At 69.2% G+C, this 26,098-nt stretch carries 17 protein-coding genes, 2 tRNA genes and 1 pseudogene; 14 read left to right on the top strand and 6 right to left on the bottom strand.

Going from position 1 to position 26,098, the window contains the following annotated elements:
* Nucleotides 1–168: 168 nt before the first annotated feature.
* The gene (locus F4X11_23325) at nt 169–540 is read right to left on the bottom strand and encodes a hypothetical protein (protein MYN67919.1); all 372 of its coding nucleotides are present in this window, start codon (nt 538–540) and stop codon (nt 169–171) included.
* Nucleotides 541–1,129: 589 nt separating this feature from the next.
* Here F4X11_23325 and F4X11_23320 point away from each other — a divergent pair.
* The 7 genes from F4X11_23320 (at nt 1,130) to F4X11_23290 (ending at nt 5,798) form a co-directional block, all read left to right on the top strand.
* The gene (locus F4X11_23320) at nt 1,130–2,083 is read left to right on the top strand and encodes a bifunctional riboflavin kinase/FAD synthetase (GenBank protein ID MYN67918.1); all 954 of its coding nucleotides are present in this window, start codon (nt 1,130–1,132) and stop codon (nt 2,081–2,083) included.
* A gap of 5 nt (nt 2,084–2,088) precedes the next feature.
* The gene (locus F4X11_23315) at nt 2,089–2,535 is read left to right on the top strand and encodes a hypothetical protein (protein ID MYN67917.1); all 447 of its coding nucleotides are present in this window, start codon (nt 2,089–2,091) and stop codon (nt 2,533–2,535) included.
* Between the two features lie 40 nt (nt 2,536–2,575).
* Complete coding sequence (locus F4X11_23310; protein ID MYN67916.1) at nt 2,576–4,018, top strand: cysteine--tRNA ligase; 1,443 nt, start codon at nt 2,576–2,578, stop codon at nt 4,016–4,018.
* A gap of 101 nt (nt 4,019–4,119) precedes the next feature.
* Nucleotides 4,120–4,503 carry a YraN family protein gene (locus F4X11_23305; protein MYN67915.1) on the top strand — a complete coding sequence of 128 codons (384 nt, stop codon included), beginning with the start codon at nt 4,120–4,122 and terminating at the stop codon, nt 4,501–4,503.
* 90 nt (nt 4,504–4,593) lie between these two features.
* Nucleotides 4,594–4,668 (top strand) — tRNA-Gly (locus F4X11_23300).
* Nucleotides 4,669–4,707: 39 nt separating this feature from the next.
* Nucleotides 4,708–4,781, top strand: a tRNA-Cys gene (locus tag F4X11_23295).
* A 60-nt stretch (nt 4,782–4,841) separates the two neighbouring features.
* A complete protein-coding gene (locus F4X11_23290; protein MYN67914.1) occupies nt 4,842–5,798 on the top strand; it encodes a Zn-dependent exopeptidase M28 in 957 nt (318 codons plus the stop codon).
* A gap of 90 nt (nt 5,799–5,888) precedes the next feature.
* On the opposite strand, the gene F4X11_23285 is transcribed toward F4X11_23290, so the two are convergent.
* Genes F4X11_23285 through F4X11_23265 form a run of 5 tightly spaced genes read right to left on the bottom strand, consistent with a single transcriptional unit; the run spans nt 5,889 to nt 11,716 of the window.
* The gene (locus F4X11_23285) at nt 5,889–6,578 is read right to left on the bottom strand and encodes a hypothetical protein (protein MYN67913.1); all 690 of its coding nucleotides are present in this window, start codon (nt 6,576–6,578) and stop codon (nt 5,889–5,891) included.
* Nucleotides 6,559–6,789, bottom strand: coding sequence for a hypothetical protein (locus tag F4X11_23280; protein ID MYN67912.1), 231 nt, complete (start codon nt 6,787–6,789; stop codon nt 6,559–6,561). The genes F4X11_23285 and F4X11_23280 overlap by 20 nt, the downstream gene beginning before the upstream one ends.
* Nucleotides 6,786–7,925, bottom strand: a complete 1,140-nt coding sequence (locus tag F4X11_23275) for a hypothetical protein (GenBank protein ID MYN67911.1) — start codon at nt 7,923–7,925, stop codon at nt 6,786–6,788. The genes F4X11_23280 and F4X11_23275 overlap by 4 nt, the downstream gene beginning before the upstream one ends.
* 5 nt (nt 7,926–7,930) lie before the next feature.
* Complete coding sequence (gene lanM / locus F4X11_23270; GenBank protein ID MYN67910.1) at nt 7,931–11,173, bottom strand: type 2 lantipeptide synthetase LanM; 3,243 nt, start codon at nt 11,171–11,173, stop codon at nt 7,931–7,933.
* Between the two features lie 15 nt (nt 11,174–11,188).
* Nucleotides 11,189–11,716: an NHLP leader peptide family natural product precursor gene (locus F4X11_23265; GenBank protein ID MYN67909.1), complete on the bottom strand. Its 528-nt coding sequence runs from the start codon at nt 11,714–11,716 to the stop codon at nt 11,189–11,191.
* Between the two features lie 499 nt (nt 11,717–12,215).
* Between F4X11_23265 and F4X11_23260 the strand changes: the two genes are divergently transcribed.
* The 7 genes and pseudogenes from F4X11_23260 to F4X11_23230 all read left to right on the top strand — a co-directional run bounded on the left by F4X11_23260 (nt 12,216) and on the right by F4X11_23230 (nt 26,050).
* On the top strand, nt 12,216–13,754 hold the full coding sequence (locus F4X11_23260; protein ID MYN67908.1) for a TolC family protein: 1,539 nt from the start codon (nt 12,216–12,218) through the stop codon (nt 13,752–13,754).
* Nucleotides 13,751–15,013, top strand: coding sequence for an NHLP bacteriocin system secretion protein (locus F4X11_23255; protein ID MYN67907.1), 1,263 nt, complete (start codon nt 13,751–13,753; stop codon nt 15,011–15,013). Before F4X11_23260 ends, F4X11_23255 begins: the two co-directional genes overlap by 4 nt.
* Nucleotides 15,014–15,033: 20 nt before the next feature.
* Complete coding sequence (locus F4X11_23250; GenBank protein ID MYN67906.1) at nt 15,034–17,208, top strand: NHLP family bacteriocin export ABC transporter peptidase/permease/ATPase subunit; 2,175 nt, start codon at nt 15,034–15,036, stop codon at nt 17,206–17,208.
* Nucleotides 17,209–17,228: 20 nt separating this feature from the next.
* Entirely contained in the window at nt 17,229–20,249 is a 3,021-nt protein-coding gene (locus tag F4X11_23245) for an NHLP bacteriocin export ABC transporter permease/ATPase subunit (GenBank protein ID MYN67905.1), read from the top strand.
* A gap of 47 nt (nt 20,250–20,296) precedes the next feature.
* Entirely contained in the window at nt 20,297–21,487 is a 1,191-nt protein-coding gene (locus tag F4X11_23240) for a branched-chain amino acid ABC transporter substrate-binding protein (protein ID MYN67904.1), read from the top strand.
* Nucleotide 21,488: 1 nt separating this feature from the next.
* Nucleotides 21,489–22,604 (top strand): annotated as a pseudogene (locus tag F4X11_23235) (hypothetical protein).
* Between the two features lie 170 nt (nt 22,605–22,774).
* Nucleotides 22,775–26,050: a DUF1553 domain-containing protein gene (locus F4X11_23230; protein ID MYN67903.1), complete on the top strand. Its 3,276-nt coding sequence runs from the start codon at nt 22,775–22,777 to the stop codon at nt 26,048–26,050.
* Nucleotides 26,051–26,098 lie beyond the last annotated feature (48 nt).

The following is a 26,098-nucleotide window of genomic DNA, read 5'->3' as shown; positions in this document are numbered from 1 at the left end:
TCCCAGAAGCCCCATGGACCTCTCTGGACCCCCGACGAGAAAGAGCCGCACCCTTGGAGAACCCAATCCTCAGCGGGGCGCTTCCAGCATGGAATAGTTGTTCAGATATGGTTGTAGCCCGGTTGCAGTGAGGGCACGTCCGGTTGAATGGCGTCGGCATTGACACATCTAGCCGAAGAACAGATCCTCCAGTGCATCGCGGCTGAACTCCCACAGCTCGAAGCACCGGCCGTCATCGTCGGTCAGCCTGCAGGAGCCGTGCTGTAGGGCTGCCCTCGCAGCATGGGACGTGCCACCTTGCTCGATGACGACGATCTGATGGCCCACCAGTTGGAACCCGACCGCGGCGAGCGTCTGGTTGCCGCCCGCCTTGATGCGGGCGACGTGGAACAACTCGTTGCTCGTCGGGGAGAACTCGATCTTGCGGCCGGTCACCCGCACTGCGGTCTGTACGTCGCCCTTCACGCGGTCCCGGAGCTTCCCGAACAGTTCCTCAGGCGTGCACTTTGACCTTGCCGTAACCCAATGGAAGTGTTGCATGGCGAAGATCCTACGCGATCCGCGGTTACCCGTGGGCGACGATCCAGCAAACCCGCTCAGCAAGCCCTGGCTCTCCTGCCGGCACGGCGTGGAATCCGGCCAGCGCATCGATCCGCGGGTCGCCGCCAGGCCATCGGCGCATCCATGCGCCCATCCCGGTCGTGATCGGCGAGGCCGCGGTACACCACGGGTTCTTCCAGCGGCAGGCGCTGAAATGAGCTGCCGTCGGCGGTGGCGCCCCTGTTCTCGGATACGCCCCAGCACGCATGTAGGATCGAACAGGTGGACGGGGCGACCGCCGAGAGGAGGTGGACGCCCGTGATTGAACAGTACTTGGCCGGTCGTGCAGACGTGACCATGTTCAGTCCTGAGCAACCCGGCCGGTGAGTGGAAGCCTTGAAGGAGCAGAACTCACCGGCCGCATCCGGAAGACCTGACGCGGCCTCGCATCCTGACAGGGCCGCCCCGTCCGCCTGTTGGATCCTCATGCAGATCGACCCTTGGCAGGGTAACGTGTTGGGGCGTATTGGAAACAGGGGCGCCACCAAGGAAGACTCCCGGGGGACCGGTTATCCGCCTCTGGATTATCATGGCGGGATCGCGCATGGATGTCATTCACTATCCTGACGACCCGCGGCCCACCCGCTGGCAGCAGACGGTCCTCGCGCTCGGCAACTTCGACGGCATGCACCGCGGGCACGCCCGGATCGTCGAGCAGGTGCGGCGCCGCGCCGACGAGCGCCACGCCACCGCGGCCGCCCTGACTTTCGATCCGCATCCGCCGCGCGTCGTGCGTCCCGACAAGGCGCCGCCGCTGCTGATGACGCAGGCCCAGAAGCTCGATGCCTTCGCCGCGGCCGGCATGGATGCCGCCGCCATCGTGCGCTTCACGCCGGAGCTCTCGCAATGGGATCCGGAGCGGTTCGTCCGGGCGGTGCTCGTCGAATGGCTGCAGGTGGCGGAGGTCTGCGTCGGCGCCAACTTCCTGTTCGGCCGGCACCGCAGCGGCAACTTTTCGCTGCTGCGGTCGCTCGGCGGCCGCTACGGGTTCGATGCCGAGAAGATCGACCCGGTGCGCTACAAGGAGTTCGTCGTCAGCAGCACCCGCCTGCGGCGCCTGATCGCCGACGGGCGCGTGGACGAGGCGGGCGCGCTGCTCGGCCACCACTACATGATCGACGGCACGGTGGAGCGGGGTGCAGGGCGCGGCCGGGACCACGGCGTGCCCACCGCCAACCTGCGGACGGAGAACGAGCTGCTGCCGCCCGACGGGGTCTACGCGACGACTGCAACGGTCGAGGGCGTGCTGCACGCGTCGGTGACCAACGTCGGGGTGCGGCCGACGTTCGGGCCGGACGGCGCGCGGACCATCGAGACGCACCTGTTCGACGCGGACCTCGATCTCTACGGCCGGCCGCTGCGGCTCGCGTTCATCCAGCGGCTGCGCGGCGAGCAGGCGTTCGAGGACGCGGCGGCGCTCAAGCGGCAGATCGACGCGGACTGCGTGCAGGCGCGGGCACTGTTCCAGCAGATTTCCCTGTAGTGTTTATGGCGGTGTCCGACGACGCGAGGGAGGATCCGGGTGCCGTACGGTGCGAGCTGACGCTGCCCTGCGACGTGCGATTCCGGGCGCTCCGCGAGTGCGTGGTCGAGCGTCTGGCCGCCAGCCTGGGCTGCGCCGGGGCCGAGGCGGCCGCCCGCGCGGTGGTGCTGGCAACGAGCGGCCTGGTCGATCACCCGGCCGGATCGGTCTACTCGCGCGTGACATTGACCTTCACCGCGGGCGGTGGGGTCCTCACGATTCGCGTCCGGTATCCGGTCGATACGGTCGCCGCGGAGACGGCCCCCGGGCCGGGGGTCGAGTCGATTCTGAGCGAAGGGGGCAGCGATGCGCCCCTTGCCGTCATGCGCCGCCTCGCGAGCCGGGTCGAGTTCGGCCGCGTGGACGGCGTCGAGTGCTGCACGCTGGTCGCGCCGTTGACCGCGGCGACCTGACCTCGAACGATTCACTGCCGTCGATTTGCGCGCCATCCCCATGCGTCTCTACAACACGCTGACCCGTCGGACAGAGGACTTCGCCCCGCTGCGTGACGACACCGTCCGCATGTACGCCTGCGGCCTGACCGTCTACGCGCGCGGGCACATCGGCAACTTCCGCACCTTCGTCTGTCTCGACGTGCTGCGCCGCGCGCTGCGGCACGTGGGCGGCCACGGCATGCGGCAGGTCGTCAACTTCACGGACGTGGACGACAAGACGATTGCCGGCGCCCGCAAGGCCGGGGTCCCGTTGCGGGAGTACACCGACCGCTACATCGCGGCGTTTCGCGAGGACGCCGACGCGCTCGGCATCGAGCCGGCGGAGGAGTCGCCGCGGGCGACCGACGAAGAGAACCTGCGGTCGATGGTCGAGACCATCGCGGCGCTCGAGGCGCGGGGGCACGCCTACCGCAGCGACGGATCGGTCTACTTCCGGATCTCCACGTTGCCCGGCTACGGCAAGCTCGCGCGGCTCGATCACGCCGGCATGCAGGACGGCGCGCGGATCGACAGCGACGAGTACGCCAAGGACGCGGCCCGCGACTTCGTCCTGTGGAAGGCGACCGGACCGGACGAGCCGACCTGGGACTACGGCGTCGGCCCCGGACGCCCGGGCTGGCACATCGAGTGCTCCGCGATGGCGCTGCGCCTGCTCGACGGGTCTCCCATCGACATCCACGCCGGCGGCGTCGACCTGATCTTTCCCCACCACGAGAACGAGATCGCGCAGTCGGAGGGTTCGACGGGGGAGCAGTTCGCCCGCTTCTGGGTGCACGTCGAGCACCTGCTGCTCGGCAGCGACGTGAAGATGTCGAAGTCACTCGGCAACGTGCTCAACGTGCAGGACGTCCTCGAGCGCGGCCACCGGGCGTCGGCGCTGCGCTACGTGCTGCTGTCGACCCACTATCGCAAGCAGCTCCGTTTCGGCTGGGACAGCCTGGCGCAGGCCGAGGAGGCGTTGCGGCGGCTGATGGACTGTCTGGGGCGATTGGAGTCGGTGACCGAGACGGCCGCCGGCGCGCCCGCGTCCTCCCCGGCGGGCCGGGCAGCGATCCGCGAGCGGGTCGAGACGGCGCGCGAGACGTTCCGGGCCCGCATCGCCGACGACCTCAACACGCCCGGCGCCATCGGTGCCATGTTCGAGCTGGTCCGCGACGTCAACACGGCGATCGATGCGGGCGAGCTGGGCGCGGACGATGCGCGGGCCGTGCGTGAGGCCTTCGACCGCTTCGACGACGTGCTGGGGGTCATCGCGCTCCGGCGCCGGGAGGAGGCCGCTCCGCCGGTTGACGTGGCCGAGATCGAGCGGCTCATCGAGCAGCGTCGCACCGCGCGGCGGCAGCGGGATTTCGGCACCGCGGATCGCATTCGCGACGAGCTGGACGCGCGGGGGATCGTCCTGGAGGACACGCCCGCCGGCACGCGCTGGAAGCGGAAGTAGGTGCGCCGCAGAAGGCCGTCCGCCGTCGCCCGGCCCGGGTGAGGAGTCTCCCGGCCGCGGCGGCACGGGTGGCCGGGGTCTTGCATCTTCCCCCGGTCATCATGCCGACTCCGCATCAGGAACGTCTTGGAAGACAGGGTGAAGACCTCGCCTGTCGCGAGCTTCGCCGCCTGGGGTACTCCATTCTTGCGCGCCGGTTCCGGACCCGCCATGGAGAAATCGACATCGTCGCCCGGGACGGCGACGTGCTCGTGTTCGTCGAGGTAAAGGCGCGCACCTCGCGCGGTTTCGGCGGCGCGGTCGGTGCGGTGACCCCGCGCAAGCAGCGGCAGGTCATCGCCATGGCGCAACGCTACATGGCGCGGGTCCGGTGGGCCGCGCGGCCCTGCCGCTTCGACGTCGTGGCCGTGCAGGGGGGCGCCGGGGAGCCGCCGGACGTCATGTTGATCCGGAACGCGTTCGGCGCAGGCTGGCCCGGTCGTTGAATCGTCGCCGCCGGTGGCAGGCCGGCCGGGGGGACGCCTTGAAGGAGGAAGGCCGCCTGTGGTACCTTTCAGGTTGCGTTTCGGGGCCGAGCGGGAATAACTCAGTGGTAGAGTGCGACCTTGCCATGGTCGAAGTCGCGGGTTCGAATCCCGTTTCCCGCTCCATCTTCTGTCTTCCCGAGCCGCCCGCGCTGCCGTCCTGACGGCGCCGTCGCCAAGTGGTAAGGCAGAGGTCTGCAAAACCTCCATCCCCGGTTCAAATCCGGGCGGCGCCTCCAACCTTTCCTTACCGTTCCGAGTGACAAGGGGCGGAAGTCCGGATTCCGGGAGCGGAAGATATGCAAACGCGAAGTATCGTCAGGGTTCACCTGTTGCTGCTCGCCCTCCTTCTGCCCGGCGCAGGTTGCATCGGGGCGGGCGCCCAGGAAACCGCGGTGCCCATTGCGCCGCGACCTCTGCCGGCGCCCTTCACGGACGACGTGATCGACGTTGCGCGGCGTTTCGTCCAGCCGACGAACGATCTGCGGCTCGCCGTCCTCGAGGAGGAGCTGCAACGACGCGGGTTGCCCTACGCGTTACAGACGTTTTCCGGGGCGGGCGCGGACGATGACCGGACGCACGGTCACAACGTGGTGGTCAGCCTCGGCGCCGGTCCGCCGCGGATCGTCGTTGGGGGACACTTCGACGCCGACCGGCTGGACGACGGCACGCTCAGCCACGGGCTGGTCGACAACGCGGCCGGCGTGCTGGTGCTGTTGCGCCTGGCCGAGACCCTCCGGGACGCAGACTTGCAGGGCGTAGTCCACGTCGTCTTCTTCGACATGGAGGAGCTCGGGTTGCTCGGATCCCGCGCGTACGTGCAGTCGCTCGATCCGGCGCGCGGCGCCGTGATGGTCAACGTGGATATCGTGGCCTACGGGGACACGCTGTTCTACGGCCCCGGCGATCTTTCCGCCGCGCACCCCCTGGCCGGCCGCGTGAACCGTGCCTGCAGTCGTCACGCCGTTGCCTGCGTGGGCACGCCCCGCATGCCGCCGAGCGACGACCGCAGCTTCCAGCGGGCGGGCATTCCCGCCGTCTCGCTCGCCGTGCTGCCGGCCGAGGAAGCGCATCGCGCCTGGCTGTTTCTCAACGGCGACCTGTCCGCCACGCTGCGCGGCGCGCTCACGCCGCCGATCCTGCGAATCATCCATACCGAGCGCGACACCGTGGACAGGCTGGAGCCGGAGGCCATGGCGCGCGCCGTCCGCATCGTGACCGATCTGGTGCTTGACCTGGACGCGGCGGCGCAGTAGCGCCCAAGCCGCAACGCGCCCTCGGCGGTCGCGTTCGGCGACGGCTTCGGGAATGGGCCGAAATCCGAGCCTGCGAGGCGTTGCGGCGCGCTACGGCAGCAGCCACGGGCCGATGACGCCGGCGTAGAGGTACAGGCTGACGGCCATGCCTACGGTCATCGAGGCGACCGCCACCAGGCGCCGCCCGGGTGGCAGGAACCGGGACAGCCAGGCAACGGAGACGAGAAGCGTCAGCAGCGCGAATCCCACGAGCGCCTCTACCGGAATGCCGGTCAGTACGGCGACCCGCAGCTCGTCGAAGTTGGCCGGCCTGTCGATGCCGAGCGCTTCTCGCACGACATGATTGACACCGGCCCGAATCCGCAACTGCGAGAGGACGGCTACGGCGACGAAGACCGGTAACGGACGCCATCTGGCGCAGGCGTAGCAGCATCCCGCCACGATGGCGTAGGTGACTATCGGTCCCATGGCGTCGGACAGCGCCACTGCCCAGACCGGGACCACGGCATTGGCGCCGTCGAAGTCGGCGCGCTGGATTGCTTCCCAGAACTCTCGCAGATCCCATGTGACGGCCACATAGTGCAGGGTGAGATCCGGGACACCGAACGCGAGAAGCACGAGGTAGTGGCCGACCTCGTGCGGCAGAATGGCGAACGGAGCCGCCAGCAGGCCGCCAAGGCACCACTGCAGGGACACGGCGCGGGCTGTGACCGGCGTGCCGGGCGTGCGGCCGGTTCCTGCGTCTCCGGAGGAGTCGGCGTTACTCGTCGGTGTCGTCATGCCCTGATTCCGATCCGCCGCCGATCCGATGGTCTTCGCAGCCGTGCGAGTCCAGCGGTCGCAACAGGCCGCCGGTGACGGTGTCGAGTTCCTCGTCGGGGACCTGTCCGTGGGGCGCGCGCCCGTGTTCCGCATTCGCGAGTTCGTCCGATGGCGTCATGATTCTCCTTTCCTGGTCCGAATCGGGGTCGCAGGCGTCGACCGCAATCACCAGCAGTTCGAGTTCGATGGTTGCTTCCGGTGCGTGCCGGTTGGGCTCTTCGGTCGACTGTTCCCGCGCTGCGGGCGATGTCTCGCGAAGAGATAGCCCTTGGTCTCGACGCCGGAATGGGGTTCGTAGACGAACTTCACGTGGTTGACCCGCCGTTCGACCACGCTCCACCAGACTTCGTGCGGCATCATTGCAAGCGCGCGTCCGGGCCACTGCAGGAGGGCGTCGCGCTTTTCTCGCGAGCAGAGGCCGAGCGCAGTCAGGGTATCGAGGAGATGCCGCTCGCCGGCTCCCGTGCGGCCGGTTAGCTGACACGCATGGGCGAACTGACGTTCCATCCCGACGCGGGGGACGAAGCCGCGCCGCTCGTCGATGTCGAGGTGCAGCATCGGAACGTACAGCGGTCCCCCGCGGCCGTCGGGGAGTGACGCCAGTCGGGTGATTTCGGCGAGATCTCCGCCGCCGACCCCCGCGGTGGCGGCGAGCAAGTCCGCGGCGCCTGCCGCCGGCAGCTTGGCGATGCAAATCCGGACGGTCGGCGCATCGCGGCCGAACATGAGACCCACATGCGGTACGCCGGTCTCCGCCGGAAGTCGAGTGAAGCAGGTGTGCAGACACTCCTCGACCGTACGCGACGCCTGGTGTCCGGTCAGCGCCTCGAGCGCCTCGATCACGCTACGGCGCAGCGCCGGGGCCGGGTGGGCCATCCCGTGCGACCCGCGCAGGCTGCAGAACACTCCCGGTCCGGATCGGGCCGCCTCGTCTGCAAACCCTCCCTGCTCGACGTCGTATTCGAGCCAGAGGTGATCGACCAGCGTGCGCAGCGGCGAAGTCGGCGTCGTCCACCGCCGGCAGAACGCGGAGAGCCGGCGCCCCCCGGGTTGCGCATGCCGGCAGCCGCGTGGCCCGCTTCCGTTCGCGTCAGCCAGGAGGGCGGCGCCGTCCGCGTGCACGGCGATGACCAGGTCGACTCGAGACGAGCCGTTCCGCAGCCGGCACTCGAAGTAGATGCCGTTCGTGATCTCCGCCTCGAGGTGGTCGACGGCCGTCCGCGCGTGTTCGAAGGCGTCCGCGGAAACCAGCGCACCCGGCAGGTAGGGGCGCATCGCGTCGAGGGTGCCGGCGAGCGAGAACATGCGGTCTACTCCCATAGAAGGACCGATTGCACGGCGTCGGGCGCATGCATGCGCAACAGTTGGTAGCCGATGCCGGACGCGCCCTGAAACAGACCGGGACGGAAACCCTCGTCCGCCCCGGTGGCATAGCGGCCTGCCGCCAGAGCGCCGGCAACCGTCGCGCGACAGATGGCGTGCGCCGCTTCGCAGAGGTCCCCCCGCCCGAGACGACGTCCGGCCGAGAACAGGAATTCCGCCCGTCCCAGTCGTCCGCAGCAGAGGCCGTCCGCTTCCGGGGCTCCCGTGTTCGGGGCGGCTTCGATGGCCGACTCGATGGCGGACCGCGCATCCCGGTCTTCGAGAGCAGCGAGGCGGGCAAGTCCCATGCCGGCCGTGCCCTGACACCAGGACCGGGACCGAGCGGCCGACGAGTCATGCGTCGCCGGCGAGCGTTCGGACCGCGAGACACGATCCGGCGCGGGTTGCCGGCGTTCGGCCGCCCAATCCTCGGCCGCCCAACTCTCGGCCGCGGCGACTCGGAAGACCTGTATGCCGGCACCGTCCCCGAGTCTGCGCAGGGCGTAGGCGATCCCGCTCGGACCGTGCGCGAACCCGGGCGTGATCGGTCCGTGCGGGGTGCGCCACGTCCGCAGGCCGCTACCGGGAGCGGTCCTGCGGCTGTCGAGGATGTGCTCTCCGCACCTGATGGCCGTCTGCAGCGCAGGCCCGTAGCCTGTCGCCCGATGCAGGGAGAGCAGGCCCAGCACCGCACCGGCCGTTCCGGACAGGACGTCGAGCGTGGCGTCGGCTCTGATGGCGTCCCGATCGATGCCCCGGACTGCGGTGGAGGCGGAGGCGAGATAGTCGGGCCTGCCGAGGAACCGGCCGGCGTGGACCAGGGCGTAGATCAGCCCGCCGAGACCGGTGGCGCCGCCGATGCCGATCTCGGCCGCCAGATCGAGCGGCGAGGTGCGGCTGCCCTGGAGACGTTCGCACAACGGATCGAACACGCGCGCGGCGAGAGCTCGTGCGTCGCGGCGTCCCGTGACGGCCGCCGCCGCCGCCAGGAACAGCGCGATGCCGGACGTTCCGCCGAACAGATCGATCCCGACCGGATCGAGTCTCGCCGTGCCGGCGGGAGGACCGCCCGGGCCGTACCAGGTGACGCGGGTCTCCTCGTCGAGTGCGAGACGCTTCAGAAGAGCGACCAGCGAGTGCACTTCCACGAGAGAGCGACCCTGAGGCCGCTTCCGACCGCGCGGGCCCCCGGCGCGCACGCGCCGTTCGCGGTAGCTGCGCTTGACGCCGACGATTGCGAAGGACATTCGCAGAATGCGGAGCTGTTGCTCCAGGTCATCGGGATTCAGCCGGGCGAGACGGGTCGAGATCGCGTATCCCGTCCGGTCGAGTTGCTCTTCGAGTCGGATTCCCAGCGCGGACCGCAGGCTGGGGCCGGCCATGCTCCCGGTGAACAGGGGAACGTCCAGCCTTTCGAGCTCGATACGCTCCGCGGCGCGCGTCGCCCAGCAACGGGGGCGCTCGTGCGCGGTGAGGGCGGGGGCCGCCAGGACATCCAGCGCGATGCTCCAATCGGGACCCGACGTCACGTTCTGTGGACCCAGCGCGTCCTCGAGAAGCCTGGCGTAGCTGCGCGTGTCGCGGATCAGGACCCGGAACTCCTCACGCTCCAGTTGGCGGATCCCCTCGGTGGCCCGCAGTCGTTCCCTGTTGTGGCTGAGCGTCCTGTACATCTGCCGGAATCCGTCGATCAACGGCTCCAGGTAGGCCGATGCGCTCTGTCGGCGGCCGTCGAGTACCGGCGCGTTCGGTTCCGACCCGCGACGAATGGTGTGACCGCGCCACGCCATCCGGTCGGTATTCACGTGCGCGACCGAATGTTCCGGCGCCTGCCGGGAGTCGGGGTCCGCGAGGCCGCCGGCGATACGGAACACGTTGCCGTCGCCGCTGCGGGCAACTGGTGGCAGGCCGGTGCGCAATACGCTCCCGGGTGGAGACATGCACGGAGCCGGATCGGCGGCGTCGCGGTGCGGGGAGGCAAGCGGCGCTCCCGTCATGCACTCGATATCGATTGGCACGGGTTGGTCTCCGCAGGCGATGAGGTTGCCCGCGTGGAGATCCGAGCCGCCGAGGACGTAGGCGAGACACGTCAGCGAGCCTGACCGACGATAGAAGCGTTCGACGGCGGCGGCGTCGGCGCAGGGAGCTGAATCGATCCACTCCACCCATCCGTACTCGCCGCGGTCGATCACTCTCAGCCGTTTCGACGCGAGGTCCTTGTGCAGCCCCTCGATCTCTGCGAGCAGGTTGGAGAGATGGCGATCGAGGGCGAGCCGTCGGGGCTTGTAGACGAGGCGCGCTCCGGAGCGGAATCTGATTGCGCACACCGTGCGGCCCCCGCGATGCGGGTCGGACAGGTCGGGAGCCACCCCAGCGATCTCGAGCCGTCGATCGTGAATCTCGAAGGTGGTGCGGAGGAGGTCCTCGTCGCGATCCAGGCGCCGCACGAGATCGACCGTGGCCGCAATCCACTGCCCGCAGCACGTGGCCAGCAGCCGGGCGAGCATGGGATACCGCAACAGCCACCCCACCAGACCCTCGCCCCCCATGTCGCGGACAAAATCGCAGTAAATCCCACGCGAGGGCTTCCAGGGGGTGGGTGCGTGGAGCAGGGGATGCCCCGGATGGCGAGAGCGAAAGACGTCGAACTCGACCCGGAGCGTTCGCTCAGCCGTTCGACAGAGCCTGCCGAGGAGGCCGCGCGCGAGGTCGACAAGCGCTCCGGAGGAGAGCCGATCGCGACAGGCTCCGAGGTTCGCCAGCAGCCGCCTTCCCGCTTCCGGCACCAGTTGCCACAGCAGTTCCTCGAACGGCTGCTGGTTCCGCGGATCGAAGACTTCTCGACCGGTGATGGCACGCTCGAACGGCGTATCGCGTCGGGTCGCCGCGGTTGACGCTTCGACGAGACCGATCCAGGCCGGCAAACGGACGGAACGCTTCAGGCGTACGGGGCCGAGCAGCCTGAGCGCGGACTCGACATCGAGCCCGTCCCACCGCAGCCGCTTCTCGAAGCGCCGGGCGTCGCCGTTCGCCACGCGGCGGCGCCACTTGTGCAAGCGTGTCCCGGCGGTTCCGGCATACCGGCCGGAGCCGCCGGGAACGACGCTTCCGCCGAGGCGCTCCGACAGCGTCATCGATTCCTCCACCATCCAGCGCAGGTCACGCGGTCGGAACGCCACGGCTGGCCTCATCCATCCGGCGAACCGCTACGCGGTTTCCCAGCAGATGGTGATGTCGCCGATGTCGATGTCGAAGCAGCCGCCGGCGACCGCTTCGAGCTGCTCGGGGGTCAGCTCGTCGGTGGCGACCGGATCGGGCAGGACGAACATCGCGTCGCAGTCCGAGTCCTTCTCGATGAACTTCACGCGAAGGTTCTCGGGCATCTGCCTGCCCGCCGCCTTCTCCAGAGTGGCGCGCGGGTCGGTCAGCAGACCGGCTCGGAACTCGCTGTCCACGGCGCTGCGTGCCAGGACCTCCTGCACTCTTCCCTGATCGTTGGTACTCGTCATGTCATGCCTCCTGCGTGGTGGGGATTGAGATACGAACGAGACGCGCCCAATGCGTGTCCCTTGAACAAGCCTCGCCTCACGCAAGCCGCGTGCCACATCTGAGACGGCGCCGGGTGTATTCGCCCGAGGAGCAACGCAGCGCAGCCCGGATGCACTGTCGATCGAGTTGCAGCCCGGTCCTGGTCCGAGGGCTGCCGGGAACCGTCGAGGCGACCCGGGCGGCATCGTCTCGAAATCGAGCCTCGACCCGTCAAGCCTGGTTGTCGTTTCTCGTCGCGCCGGGCGCCTCGATGGTGGGCGCGGCTGCAAGTGGACGCCCGGATTGCGCGGGCCCGTCTCGAGCCTCCGAACCCGCAACCAGGCGCGACACCCTGGGGCGACCCGGGCGTGCCGGAACGGGATTCCCGGTCGGAATGAAACCTCGAAGACGCTGTTCAGCAAGCCTGCCGCGGCGATGTTCGGGCTACATCTCCGGTGTCACCGGCTGTTGTCGCCGCACGGCTGACTCGACATCCGATCCGCCCCGCGGCAGGACGAGGCGACCTCCTGGCGGTCCTGGGAATTTCGCCCACCGACCCCATTCCGCTTCCTGTGGACGGGTGTATCGGTTCCGGGCGTCGCCCGACCACGCCCAACTGCTGCGCACTCGCATCTGGCACGGCGTTTGAAGGGTCTTCCGGCACGTGCCGCACGGCGTTCGCAGCGGCCACCGGGAAACAAGCACATGCAAGCGAAACCTGTGGGAGCGATGACACCGGCCGTCGTGTTGACGCTGGCGCTGGCGGCCCAAGCCCAGGTCCGATTCGCCGGCGGCGTGGACATCGCGGACGTCGTGTCGGGCGTTCTGGCCGGCAGCCCGGATATCGAACAGGCTGATCTCGCCGTCGAGGTCAGCGCCGGTGCGCGTCTCCTTGCGGCGGGCCCCTTCGACCTCCAGCTCAGCACGGCGCTGCAACTGGCGCGGACCCGCCTGCCGCTGGTCAACGCACGCAACCCGTTACTGGATTCGGAAACCGTCGAGACGAGGACGTCCGCGAGGAAGAGCTTCCGAACGGGGTTGATCGTGTCCTCGGATGTGTCGTTCGCCCGCATCCGCACCGGTACGACCGGACCGGCGACAGGTCAGGTGGACTCCTGGGTCTCCGTCCGCATTCCGCTCGCGGCTGGGCGCGGGGGAAGCGCGGCGGCCGGGGACGAGCGTGCCGCGCAGCAGTCGGTCACGGCCAGCAGGCTCGAGCGCGATCACATCGCTGCGCGCGCGGTCCACGACGCCGTGCTCGCCTACTGGCACTACGTCGCCGCGCAGGAGCGACTGCGGACGTACGTGGAGTCCGCGGAGCGGGCGCAACGTCTCGTCCGCGAGACGGAGGTCCTGATTCGGGCGGACGAACGACCTGCCTCGGACCTGGACCTCGTGGCCGGCAATCGGGCGCAAAAACAGACCGTGGCCACCGCGGCCCGACAGACTCTGCTCGACGCGAAATACGCCCTCGGAATCGCGATGGGTCTCGGGGCCGGAGCAGTCCGGACGTTGGGCGCGCCGCTGACCGCGTTTCCCGCAACGGCCTTCGATTGCTCGGGGTTCGAAACGGAGACGCGGGCGGCCGCGGTCCGCTCGGCACTGCGGGAGCGGCGCGATCTGGCGGCGTTGCGGGCACGGCGTGACGGGGCCCGGCTGGCCTGGGAGGGAGCGCTCAGGGACGTGCGGTCGCGCTGGGACGTCGTGACCCGCTTCGGTCACACCCGCGTCGGCGGGCGAGCGGGTTCCGAAGCCGGAGTCTCGTTCGCAGCGGGTGCCGCAGGACTGAACGGCCTGGTACAGGTGCAGTACGAGCCCGTGGCCACCAATCGCGCGGCGAGAGGGAGAGCGATGGTGGGAGCGGCGTCGCACCGGGCCTCGGTCGCGGCCGTCGACGATCTCGCCCGCCGTATCGAGGCGAGCGTGCTCGTCGCGATCGAGGCGCTCGACAACGCGGTGCAGGAAGCGCTGGCGGCGGAGGAAGCGGTGCGGCTGTCCGGGCGGACGGTGCTCACGGAGCAGGAGAAGTTCCGTTTGGGGCTCGCCACGTTGTTCGATGCGATCCTCGCCGAGGACTCGTTGACGAACGCGCGCCTGCAACGGACGACCGCCAGACTCCGCTTCGCCGCGGCGCTCTTGAGACTCCGATTCGAGACCGGCACGCTGCTCGACCTCGCGGCCGGTGCGGTCTCGGTGGACGCGATCCGGATTGGCGCCTTCGGAGTCGAGGAGTGCAGACCATGAAGAACAGCGGTGTGTTTCGGAAAGCGTCACTCGACCGGCTCGCCTCGCCCGAGCAGCTCGACAAGCTGCTGCAAGTAACGCGTCCGCGCGGATGGATTGCCCTGGTCGCGCTCGGCTTCCTGGTGGGGTCCGCGGTTCTTTGGGGGTTCGAAGGGAGCATCCCCTCCAGGGTCGCCGGCCAGGGCATTCTTCTCAAGAGCGGCGGGGTGCTCGAGATCGCGGCGGGAGCCGGGGGGCGCATCACCGACGTGGCGGTCAACGTCGGCGACCTCGTTCGCGAAGGACAGGTCGTCGCGCGCGTCGCGCAGCCGGACGTCCTGAACCGCATCCGACAGGTTCGGCTCGCCCTGGACAACCTCCGCGTCGAGCATCGCCTGGTGGCGGCGCATTCGGAGGAGGAGGCGGCCCTGCAGCTCGCCCAACTCGGCCAGCGCCGCGAAGGACTCGACCAGTCCATCGCGGCCGCAGAGGACAGCCTCCGTTGGCAGCGCGAGAAGATCGCAGCGCAGCAACAGCTTGTGGACCAGGGCCGGCTGACGAGACAGACCGTGATCGACAGCCGGCAGCGGATGCATGCGACGGAGGAACGGTTGCGGGCCAACCGCCAGCAATTGGCGGAGCTGCGCCTCGACCGGCTCGTGATGGAAGCACGGAACGCGCGGACTCTCCAGACGAGCGAGCATCAGGTCGCCAGGGCCATGGTGGAGTTGGAACAGCTCGAGCGCGAGATGAAGGACATGTCGGAAATCGTGTCGACGTTCACGGGCCGGATCATCGAGATCATGGCGGAGAGGGGCGACGTGGCCGCTCCCGGTCAGCCGTTGCTTCGTCTCGATCGGACCGGGCGTACCGTCAAGGAATTGGAGGCCGTGATCTACGTGCCGTCCGCACATGGCAAGCGGATTCGCGTGGGCATGGAAGTCAGGATTGCACCGGCGTCGGTGGCGCCGGAAGAGCACGGCTACATGATCGGGACCGTTACCTACGTCTCGGACTTCCCGACGACATCCCGAGCCATACAGCGCACCCTGCGCAACCCGGAGCTCGTAGCGGCATTGTCACGGGGCGATGCGCCATACGAGATAAGGGCGGACCTCCAACTCGATCCCGCGACGGCCAGTGGCTACAAGTGGTCTTCCTCGTCGGGCCCGCCGATGGACATCCTTACCGGAACCTTGTGCGCCGCGCGCATAACGATAGAACGCCGCCGGCCGGTCGAGATGGTGATTCCGCTGTTCCGCGAGCAGTTCGGCATATAGCCATGAAGACACTGGAACTGATGCGGCGCGCGCTGCCGCGCCATTGGCGCGCGCGCCGCGTGCGCGTCCCGACGGTGTTGCAGATGGAGGCCGTCGAGTGCGGAGCGGCGGCGCTTGCCATGGTCCTGGCCTATTTCGGGCGGTTCGTTCCGCTCGAGGAACTGCGGGCAGCGTGCGGCGTCTCGCGCGACGGCAGCAAGGCGAGCAACCTGCTGAAGGGCGCACGCGGATACGGACTGGTCGCGCGCGGCTACCGGCGGGAGCCGTCCGCGCTCGCGGACCTGCCCCTTCCCATGGTGATCCACTGGAACTTCAACCACTTCCTAGTGCTCGAGGGGTTCCGGCGCGGGCGCGCTTTCCTGAACGATCCGGCTGCCGGACCGCGGGTCGTGACCGACCGCGAGTTCGACGAGGCCTTCACGGGCGTGGCGCTGACGTTCGAGCCCGGCCGCGACTTCGAGCGCGGCGGCGTCAGGCGGCGACTCATGGCCGCGCTGCGCCCCAGGCTGTCCGGATCGTACGCCGCGTTGGCGTACGTGGTCGCGGCCGGTCTCCTTCTGGTGGTGCCCGGCCTGGTCGTGCCGACGTTCTCCCGCCTCTTCGTGGACGACGTGCTGGTGCGCCGGGCCGCGGAGCTGGTGAGGCCGCTCTTTCTGGCGATGGGGTCGGCAATCGTCGCGCTCGGCGCGCTGACATGGTTGCAGCATCGCTATCTGCTCCGCCTGGAGACCCGCTTCGCGGTCACGACCTCCAGCCGGTTCCTGTGGCACGTCCTGCACCTGCCGATACGCTTCTTCACACAGCGCTTCGCGGGCGACATAGGCTCCCGTGTCGCCATCAACGATCGCATTGCTCATCTGTTGTCGGGCGAGCTGGCCGCGTCGTTCATCGCCACGTGCATGGCGGTGTTCTACGCCTGGTTCATGTGGCAGTACGACCGGGCCCTCAGCCTCGTGGCCATGTCGACCGCCGGTCTCAACGTCATCGCACTCAGGTACTTCTCGGCCAAGCGCGTGCATCTGAACCAGCAGCTTCTGCACGACCGTGGACGGATGCTCGGAACCGCGATGGCCGGTCTCCAGGGCGTTGAGACGCTCAAGGCGATGGGCGCCGAATCCGACTTCTTTGTGCGGTGGTCGGGCTACCAGGCCAAGGCGATGGGTACGGAGCAGCGTCTGAGAGTGCGGTCCGAGATTCTCTCTGTGGTGCCGCGCCTGCTGATGCCGCTCAGCGCGGCGCTCGTGCTCGGCATCGGGGGGCTGCGGGTCATGGACGGGACGGTCAGCATGGGAATGCTCGTTGCCTTCCAGGCACTGATGCTGGGATTCATCACTCCCCTGAACAAGATGGTCGATCTGGGCAGCACGCTGCAGGAGGTCGAGGGGGACATCGCCCGTCTCGATGACGTGCTGTCGGCGCCGGCGAATCCTCCGCCGCTGTCGGGCGAGACGCCGGTCTCCGCATCGTTCCCGCGATTGTCGGGCCATCTGGAGCTGCGCGGGGTCACGTTCGGCTACAGCCCGCTCGATCCGCCTCTCATCGAGGACTTCAGCCTCTCACTGCGTCCCGGCAGTCGCGTTGCGCTCGTCGGCGGATCCGGCTGTGGCAAGACCACGATCGCCAGACTGGTGTGCGGCCTCTACGAACCCTGGAGCGGCGAGGTGCTGTTCGACGGCAACTCGCGGAAGGAAGTGCCTCGCGGGTTGATGACGAACTCCTTCTCCGTCGTCGATCAGGAGGTGTTTCTGTTCGAGGGTTCCGTCCGCGACAACCTGACGCTCTGGGACAGCACCATAGAGGAGGTCGACATGGTGCGCGCGGCGACCGACGCGTGCATGCACGACGAGATCTCGGCTCGACCGGGTCATTATCACGGCCCGGTCGAGGAAGGCGGCCGCAACTTCAGCGGCGGTCAGCGTCAGCGGCTGGAGATCGCGCGCGCCCTCGTCACGAATCCCGTCCTGCTTGTGCTCGATGAGGCGACCAGTGCGCTCGATCCCACGACCGAGGCGCTGATTGATGACAATCTGCGCCGCCGGGGCTGTACCTGCCTCATCGTGGCTCATCGACTGAGCACCATCCGGGACTGCGACGAGATCGTCATGCTCGATCGTGGGCGTGTCGTGCAACGGGGAACGCATGTCGAAATGAAGGCGGTTTCGGGACCCTACAGTCGGCTCATCGCAGCGAGCTAGGACCGGTGGGAGCGTGTGGGATGACGACGGTTTTCAGGGCGGGAGACGAGGTAATGGAGGCCGGGGCGAACCAGGCCTTCCTTCTCGACGCGGGAGGTGTCTGGTTCGTGGAGCGGGGGCGGGTCGATGTCTTCTGCATTCGGCTGGCGGCCGATGGGGCGGTGGCGGACCGCACGCACATCGCGCGTGTAGCGGCGGGCGGATGTCTGTTCGGAGACGGCGGCAGTGACGCCGGCGAGGGCGATTCGATCGACGGCGCGGGATGCGCGAGCGACGCCGGGGCGCTTCCGGCAGTCGTCCGCGCAACGAACGCCCGGAAGGGAGTGGCGGATGCGCAGGCAGCGCGAGGTGTTCTGCAGGCGGTCGGGAGCGCGGGGACGACGCTCCTGTTCCTTGGGGAGCTCGCCGCGCGCGCGAGGTTCGAGGAGGCTGCGCTGCACGCGGAATCCGCGCACCTCATCGACGGGTGGGTCGAGACGATCTATGCCGGACTGGTAGCGGGCGCGATGCCACGGGACTGCAGGGCGCTACCGGCGCCGTCCACTGCGCGTCTCGAGCCTGCGACGGTCGTGAGCTCGCGTTCAGGTGTCGCGTGGATCGATCACCGGAAAGGGCAGTCGAGTCTGTTGGGGAAGCCCGAGCTGCCGATGCGCGGATGCCCGCTTCCCTGTTCGACGCGGGCTTGGTTCGCGACATCCACGGCATGCGAGGTCCGGGCTGTGACCACTCCTTCGCTGCTGGAGCAGGGTGGCGTCTGGACGAGTCTGGGCGCGTTCCGACGGCTGGCGGTCCGCGGCGCGCTGTCGGCGATGGAAGAGCAAGCGGCTGGCGAGCGGCGTCGCCGGCGGCGGCGAAGCGTGGAACGGGACGCGCTCATGCGTGATGCTTTCACCGAGCTCGTCGCGGCGCACGACGCCGCGACGGGCGCGCGATCGCCGCACGGCCGTACCGCGGTGCCCTCGGTGATGGCCGAGCAGGGTACGCTCGCGGCCGCCTGTCGACTCGTGGGAGCAGCGCTCGGACTGTCACTCGGGCAGGAATCGAAGCGAATCGTCGACGCGCTGTCCGATCCGGTCGCGGGAATCGCCAGAGCCTCGGCGGTCCGGGTGCGGCGGGTGCTCCTGGAGCACGGCTGGTGGCAAAGCGACAATGGACCGCTGCTCGGCCGAATGGCCGGCGACGACGGGCACTGGGTCGCGCTGTTGCCGACTTCGCCCGGCAACTATGTCGTCTGCGATCCTGCAGACGGTACGCGCGGGCGGGTTACGGCCGCGGTCGCCTCGGCGCTGGCGCCCGGCGCGTACACCTTCTACCGCTCCTTTCCGACCGGCAGGCTGTCGCTCAAGGACGTGCTGCGCTTCGGCGTGCACGGTTGTTCGCGCGATTTGTCTCTGACCGTCGTTCTGGGACTTGGCGGCGGCCTGCTCGCCCTCGTTGCGCCCGTTGTGACCGGCGCCATGTTCAACTCGATCATCCCCGGCGCCGAGCGGGACCAGCTACTGCAGGCCACTCTCATTCTCCTCGCCTGCGCTTGCGCCACCGGCATGTTCGAGCTGGTCCGACGGCTGGCGCTGGCGCGCGTGGACGGCCGCATGGGCGCCGCGGTGCAAGCCGCCGTCTGGGACCGGCTGCTCGACCTTCCCCCGCGGTTCTTTCGCCCGTACAGCGCCGGCGATCTCGCGGTGCGGGCGATGGGCATCGACGCCATGCGCAGGACGTTGGCCGGAGCCACCGTCACCGCGGCACTCGGGGGCCTGTTCTCCCTTTCGAATCTCGTGCTCCTGTTTCACTACGGAGGCGCGCTTGCATGGTGGGCGACGCTGTTGCTGTTCACGGCCGCCGGCGCGAGCCTGCTGGCCGGGTACGGACACCTTCGCCTCCAGCGGCAGATCGTTCCGCTGCGAGCCAGGGCGTCGGGCTTGGTACTGCAGTTGCTGACCGGCGTATCGAAGCTTCGGGTGGCAGCCGCGGAAGGGCACGCGTTCGCACAATGGGCCCGTCTGTTCAGTCGACAGCGGCGCCTGCAGTTCAGGTCCAGAATGGCCGGCAACAGGCTGCGCGTCTTCAACGCCGTTTTTCCGACGCTGTCGCTGCTGGTGATCGTGGCGGCGGCGACGGAGGGCGGCCGTGTCATTCCGGAGATCCGCACGGGAGACTACCTGGCGTTCTCGGCTGCGTTCGGGGCGTGCATGGCGGCCGTCGTCTCGATGAGCACGGCGGCGATGGATGCTCTCGGCGTCGTTCCCGTCTACGAGAGCGCCAAGCCGATTCTCGACGCGGCACCGGAAGTTCATGGCGCACGCGGCGATCCGGGAGCCCTGACCGGCAACATCGAGGCGCGCCACTTGACGTTCCGCTATCTGCCGGATCTGCCACCCGCCCTGCAGGACGTGTCGTTCACGGCGCGTCCAGGCGAGTTCATCGCCTTCGTCGGGCCGTCGGGATCGGGCAAGTCGACCCTGCTGCGGGTGCTTCTCGGCTTCGAGCAACCGGATTCCGGCTCCGTGTACTTCGACGGGCAGGACTTCAGCCGCCTGGACGTGCAGGCCGTTCGAAGCCAGATCGGCGTCGTCCTGCAGTCCGGGCGCGTGATGGCCGGCGATTTCTTTACGAACATCGTCGGCGCCTCCGCACACACGATCGAGGACGCCTGGGAAGCCGCGCGCATGGCAGGTCTGGCCGAGGACATCGAGGCGATGCCCATGGGCATGCACACGGTCGTCAGCGAAGGTGCGAACACCCTGTCCGGCGGTCAACGCCAGCGCCTGCTCATCGCGCGGGCCATCGTGAGCAAGCCGCGCGTGGTCTTCTTCGACGAGGCGACCAGTGCGCTCGACAACCGGACGCAAGCCATCGTGAGCCGGAGCCTGGAGCGGCTGAACGCTACGCGAGTCGTCATTGCGCACCGGCTGAGCACGATAGTGAACGCCACCCGGATCTACGTAATGGAGCACGGACGCGTGGTCCAGTCGGGACGATACCAGGACCTCATCGCTCGCGAAGGGCCGTTCGCCGAGCTCGCGAAGCGGCAGGTGCACTGACCTTGCTCGCGAAGCGGCAGGTGCACTGACCTCGACGGCAGGGAACCATGTTCAGCACGAATCCGAGACTCGATCGAGCAGCGGTCCTGGCCGGCGTCTGCACGCTGTCCATTCTCATGTGCACTTGCCGGCAGCCGGCGCTGTTCCGGGGACAGGCGCAGGCGGAGGCGGGCGGACCCGTGACCATCGCTACCGCGTGGCCCTGGGAGTCGCGGGCGACCCTGTTGTACGGCCAGGGTCTGCAGATGGCCGTCGACGAGACAAACGCGGCGGGGGGTGTGCTGGGACGCCCTCTCCGGGTGTTGCGGGAGGACGATCGGGAGTCGGTCGACGAGGGCCGGCTCGTCGCCCGGCGTCTTGCACAGGATGACGACGTGGTGGCGGTGATCGGGCACATGCAGTCCTACGTCTCACTTCCCGCGGCGGCCATCTACGACCTGTTCGGCATCGTTCACCTCGCGCCGACGTCGACCGACCCGCGGCTGACGCAGCAGGGATACCGCCGGCTGTTCCGCATGACGTTCACCGACCGCGAGACCGGCGCCCAGATGGCGGACTTCGCCGCGGAGCGGGGTTACGACCGAATCGCCATCTACTACATCCGCAACGCGTACGGGCGGGGCCTGGCCAACGCGTTCGAGGAGCAGGCCCTCGAGCGCGGCGTCGGCATCGCCGACCGGCAGTCCTACGATCCCAATGCGGTGGGCGGGGATCGAGCGCTGACCGACATCCTGGCGTCCTGGCGGGATCTGAACCTGCGCGCGATCTTCATCGCGGGCGAGCCCCGCGAGGCGGCGGCGATGATCCGGGCCGCCCGCGAGCGTGCGATAGACGTTCCCGTGCTGGGCGGCGACGCGCTGGGCACGGCCGATTTCGTGAGTATGGGTGGCCGTGCGGTCGAGGGAACGGTGCTTGCGGCGGCGTTCCACCCGGGTGACGAGCGCGAAACGGTGCGGCAGTTCAGCGTGCGGTTCCGGGAGCGCTACGGCAGGTTGCCCGACACATCGGCCGCGCTCGCCTACGACGCCGTGCGGCTGCTCGCGCACGGCATGACCCGGGCGGAATCGGTCGACCCGGACAGGGTGGCCGATGCCCTGCGAGCGACGGCCGGCTGGCGCGGAGTCACCGGGCCCGTCACCTTCACGGACGACGGCGACCTGGTCGAGCGCGCTATCGGCAAGGTCGTCGTTCGCAACGGGCAGCTCGTCTGGCTGGGCGACGGCGCCGAGGGGGAGTGACGTGCCGGCCGGGGCGGACCGCTTGTCGGTGTTGCGTGCTCTCGGGGCGGCCCCGGCCGAGTCTCTCGAGCTCCTGAGTTACAACGAGAATCATTTCGATCCGGCGGGTCTCGATCGGGGCGGGCCTTTGCCGCTCGCGGACGAGCCCTTCGTGGCGACGTGGGAGCGGTACGCGCGGGAGGCGGCGGTCGACGGCGTGTGGGCCGTGCTACGCCGCGCACTGGTGCAACTCCGGTTCCCCGTCCGGGAGGGAATGAGTCGCGAGCCCGCCTATGCGTCCGCCACCCGAAGTCCGGTGCCCGTCAGTGATCCGGCCGCGCCGCTGAGCCTGCAGCGGCCGGGCGACCTGCGGATCGAGATCCACGCAACGCCCGCCGGCCGGTTGCCGGTGCTGATCGCCGCCTGCCGGGAAGACTTCGAGGTCCTGGTGCAGGCGTTGACGAAGCGCAACGAGCCGGCGCCCGTTCCCGCGGCGGTCGGCGCCTGCATGGTCGCCGGCTACGCCAACGTCGATCGGCTGCGCCGGTTGAGGGATCGCTGGTGGGCGGCGCACCCGATCCCGACGCAGGCAGGCTGGAGGCGGGAGCTGCGAGAGCTGCTTCCGAAGAAGGAACTCTATCGAGACCGGTTCGTCATCGCGTCCACGGCGCCCTACAGCGCGGTGCCGGCCGACTGCCTCGGCCTCGACGCCGGGAGCTGGAAGCGGTTGTCGTTGACGATTCGCATCGAGCACGAGTCCATGCACTACTTCACGCGCCGCGTGTTCGGGTCCATGAAGAACCGGCTGCTCGACGAGCTGATCGCGGACTATGCGGGTATCGTGCGCGCGACCGGCCGGTTCCGTGCCGACTGGGCTCTCAGGTTCCTCGGCCTCGAGTCGTATCCGGACTATCGGTCGGGCGGACGCCTCGAGCACTACCGCGGCGATCCTCCACTCTCGGATGGCGCCTTCCGGGTCCTGCAGCGCCTGGTGACGCGCGCGGTCGAGAATCTGGAGGCGTGGTCCGCGACCGGCGACGACGCGACGCGGCCGGATGGCCACATCCGTACGGTCGTCGCAATGACGAGGTTGACCGTCGAGGATCTCGCCGCGGCCGACGCCGCGAGACGTCTCCGCGCGGCTGCCCGGGCCGTCGCACCCCACGTGGGACGCGCGCCGCGGCCGGTGCACGCGAGACCGTTGTGACCGCGCCGATTGACACCCGCGATGCGCGCCCGTATAACCTTGGTGACTCGCACGAGCGACACGGAGATCCGGACCACCGACGCGTATTCGGGGTGAACGCAATGTCAAGTCGATCCGCGAACCTTTCAACCCGTGGCCTGTGGCCGCTCGCGGCGGCGATTCTGGCGCTCGCGGCCGGGCCGTTCGCCGGCGCACCGGCGGCGGCCGGTCAGGACGCGGCTGCGGCGCCGGCCGTCGACTTCCAGCGGCAGGTGCGGCCGATCCTGGCGGACAACTGCTTCCAGTGCCATGGGCCGGACGAGAGCACCCGGCAGGTGCGGCTGCGGCTCGACACCGAGGAGGGCGCCTTCGGGGAACGGCCGAACGGCCATCCAGTCGTCAAGGGGGACGCCGAGTCCAGCCTTGTCTTCCAGCGCATCGCGCACGCCGACGAGCGGCTGCGGATGCCGCCGGCCCACACCAACAAGACGCTGAACGACGAGCAGATCGACGTGCTGCGGCGCTGGATCGACGAGGGCGCTTCCTGGGACCAGCACTGGGCGTTCGAGCCCATCGTCCGCCCCGAGGCGCCGGCCGTGGCCGATGCCGACTGGGCGCGCAATCCGATCGATCGCTTCGTCCTCGCCCGGCTGGAGGCCCAGGGGCTGGCGCCGGCGCCCGATGCCGACCGGGGGACGCTGGCGCGTCGCGCGGCACTCGACCTGACGGGTCTGCCGCCCGATCCCGCGCTGCTGCATGCGTTCCTGAACGATCCGTCCGAGGACGCCTACGAGCGGTACGTCGACAGGTTGCTCGCGACCGAGCGGTGGGGCGAGCACAGGGCCCGCTACTGGCTCGACGCGGCGCGCTACGGCGACACGCACGGGATCCACATCGACAACTACCGCGAGATGTACCCCTACCGCGACTGGGTCATCCGCGCCTTCAACCGGAACAAGCCCTTCGACGAGTTCGCGATGGAGCAGGTGGCCGGCGATCTGCTGCCCGAGCCGAGCCTGGATCAGCTCGTGGCGTCCGGCTTCCAGCGCAACAACATCACGACCAACGAGGGCGGGGTCGTTCCCGAGGAGTACGAGGTCATCTACGCGAAGGATCGCGCGGAGACGGTCGGCAACGTCTTTCTGGGTCTGACCGTCGGCTGCGCCACCTGCCACGACCACAAGTTCGACCCGATCCGGCAGCGCGAGTTCTACGCGATGACCGCGTTCTTCCGGAACACCACCCAGTACGTGATGGACGGCAACGTCTCCGACCCGCCGCCCATCCTGGTGGTCCCGCAGGAGGCGGACCGGGATCTCTGGTACGACCTGCGGGAGGAGGCCGCCGACGTGGAGGCGCGGATGGCCCGCCGGGCGGCGGAGGTCGACACCGCCTTCACCGAGTGGCTCGCGACGGGCGACTACCGGAACCTGCAGTCGCCCCTGGAGGACGAGGCGCAGTGGATGCGGCTCGATCTCGGCGAACCGGCGGATCCGGGCTTCGAGATGGAAGGGCAGCGGCATCCGGTCACTCTCGAGGGCGGGGCGAAGATCGAGGCCGGGCCGCACGGCCAGGCGGCGCTCCGCTTCGAGGACGCGTCGTGGGCGGGCCTCCCGTCCGTGCCCCTCGACACCGACACGCCCTTCTCCATCGCGCTGTGGATCTACCAGCCCGAACTGGAAGGCAACTACGTCGTCGCGGGGCAGTACGACGCCGATGACGCCAATCGCGGCTGGTCGATGAACATCGGATCGCGGCAGCTCTCGTTCCGGATGACGGGCGGGCCGGACCCGGACGGCGAAGGGCGGCCGGCGCCGAGGGTTGCGCCCAGCAACCTCAGGCGATTGCCGCCCGGCGAGTGGACGCACATCGTGATCACGCACGACGGCACGGGCGAACGCGCCGGGATGAACGTTTTCCAGAACGGTGACGTGGTCGAGGCGTCGGGCAGCGAGTACTTCACGCGCGCGATCGGGAGCATCCGGGCCGGCCTGCCGCTCGAGCTCGGCCGCGGCCGGACGACCGGCCGGGGCGGCCGCGACGAACTGGAGATGCGCTACTTCACCGGCGGCGGCATCGCCGACCTGCGCGTCTTCAATCGCCCGCTCACGGTGCAGGAGGCCAGGGTCGTCTCGCTCTGGTCGACGCTGGAGCAGGCGCGTGACAAGCAGGCCGCGGCGCTCGACGAGGCCGAGCGGGAGGCCTTGCGGCTCTACTACCTCAGCGTCGAGGACGAGCGCTACCGCGGGCTCGTCGCGCGCAGCCAGCAGATCGAGCGCGAGTGGCGCGAGATGCGCCGCCGCGGCGGCGTGACCCACGTGATGAACGAGCGCGCGGACAGCGACGCCGCGGCGCACGTGCTCGACCGGGGGATGTACGACCAGCCGCTGGAGCGCGTGTTGGCGGGCACGCCGGCCGCGTTGCCGCCGATGGAGGAGTCGTGGCCGCGCAACCGCCTCGGGCTTGCTCGCTGGCTGGTCGACGAGGACAACCCGCTGACGAGTCGCGTGACGGCGAACCGCTTCTGGCAGCAGGTGTTCGGGACCGGTCTGGTCACGACCAGCGAGGACTTCGGCGCGCAGGGCGATCCGCCGACGCACCCGGCTCTGCTCGACTGGCTGGCGGTGGAGTTCCTTGCGTCGGACTGGGACGTCAAGCAGTTCTTCCGGACGCTGGTGACGTCGTCCACCTACCGGCAGTCCGCGTTGACGACGCCCGAGAAGCTGGAGGCAGACCCGGAGAACCGTCTGTTCTCGCGCGGCCCGCGCTTCCGGATGGACGCCGAGATGGTGCGCGATTACGCCCTGGCCGCCAGCGGGCTGCTCGTGCCGACGATCGGCGGCCCCAGCGTACGGCCGTATCAGCCGGCCGGTGTCTGGTCGACGGTGGCGATGCCGCAGAGCAATACCGGGACCTACCGGCAGGACGACGGCGAGAACCTGTACCGCAGGAGCCTCTATACCTTCTGGAAGCGGTCGGCGCCGCCGCCGTCCATGGAGATCTTCAACGCCCCGACCCGCGAGCACTCCGTCGTGCGGCGGGAGCGGACGAACACGCCGCTGCAGGCCCTGGTGACGATGAACGATCCGCAGTTCGTCGAGGCATCGCGGCACCTGGCACAGCGCGCGATGCGGCAGGCGGGCGACGGGTTCGAGCCGCGGCTCGACTTCGTGACCCTGCGGCTGCTCGCGCGGCGCTTCAGCGACGGCGAGCGCGAGATCGCGAAGCGTTCGTACGACCGTCTCGTAGAGGCTTATCGCGCGGATGCGGACGAGGCGGAGCGGCTTCTCGACGTGGGCGACTCGGCGCCGGACGACACGCTGCCGCGGGCGGAGTCGGCGGCCTGGACCATGCTGGTGACCCAGGTGCTGAACCTGGACGAAGTGCTCAACAAGTAGCGGCGCGAGCAGACGGACAACACGTGGCGGCGCGGGCGATCCGTTAAC

This window comes from Acidobacteriota bacterium, from assembly GCA_009861545.1.
Taxonomy (GTDB): Bacteria; Acidobacteriota; Vicinamibacteria; order Vicinamibacterales; family UBA8438; genus WTFV01.
The sequence above is the reverse complement of the archived record's forward strand: the minus strand, read 5'-3'. Positions and strand labels throughout refer to the sequence as shown.

Excerpts from the sequence above, each read along its gene's own strand:
- F4X11_23325 (MYN67919.1), bottom strand. The coding sequence starts at position 540 with ATGCAACACTTCCATTGGGTTACGGCAAGGTCAAAGTGCACGCCTGAG.
- F4X11_23320 (MYN67918.1), top strand. The coding sequence starts at position 1,130 with ATGGCGGGATCGCGCATGGATGTCATTCACTATCCTGACGACCCGCGG.
- F4X11_23315 (MYN67917.1), top strand. The coding sequence starts at position 2,089 with ATGGCGGTGTCCGACGACGCGAGGGAGGATCCGGGTGCCGTACGGTGC.
- F4X11_23310 (MYN67916.1), top strand. The coding sequence starts at position 2,576 with ATGCGTCTCTACAACACGCTGACCCGTCGGACAGAGGACTTCGCCCCG.
- F4X11_23305 (MYN67915.1), top strand. The coding sequence starts at position 4,120 with ATGCCGACTCCGCATCAGGAACGTCTTGGAAGACAGGGTGAAGACCTC.
- F4X11_23290 (MYN67914.1), top strand. The coding sequence starts at position 4,842 with ATGCAAACGCGAAGTATCGTCAGGGTTCACCTGTTGCTGCTCGCCCTC.
- F4X11_23285 (MYN67913.1), bottom strand. The coding sequence starts at position 6,578 with ATGACGACACCGACGAGTAACGCCGACTCCTCCGGAGACGCAGGAACC.
- F4X11_23275 (MYN67911.1), bottom strand. The coding sequence starts at position 7,925 with ATGTTCTCGCTCGCCGGCACCCTCGACGCGATGCGCCCCTACCTGCCG.
- lanM (MYN67910.1), bottom strand. The coding sequence starts at position 11,173 with ATGAGGCCAGCCGTGGCGTTCCGACCGCGTGACCTGCGCTGGATGGTG.
- F4X11_23265 (MYN67909.1), bottom strand. The coding sequence starts at position 11,716 with ATGCCGCCCGGGTCGCCTCGACGGTTCCCGGCAGCCCTCGGACCAGGA.
- F4X11_23260 (MYN67908.1), top strand. The coding sequence starts at position 12,216 with ATGCAAGCGAAACCTGTGGGAGCGATGACACCGGCCGTCGTGTTGACG.
- F4X11_23255 (MYN67907.1), top strand. The coding sequence starts at position 13,751 with ATGAAGAACAGCGGTGTGTTTCGGAAAGCGTCACTCGACCGGCTCGCC.
- F4X11_23250 (MYN67906.1), top strand. The coding sequence starts at position 15,034 with ATGCGGCGCGCGCTGCCGCGCCATTGGCGCGCGCGCCGCGTGCGCGTC.
- F4X11_23245 (MYN67905.1), top strand. The coding sequence starts at position 17,229 with ATGACGACGGTTTTCAGGGCGGGAGACGAGGTAATGGAGGCCGGGGCG.
- F4X11_23240 (MYN67904.1), top strand. The coding sequence starts at position 20,297 with ATGTTCAGCACGAATCCGAGACTCGATCGAGCAGCGGTCCTGGCCGGC.
- F4X11_23230 (MYN67903.1), top strand. The coding sequence starts at position 22,775 with ATGTCAAGTCGATCCGCGAACCTTTCAACCCGTGGCCTGTGGCCGCTC.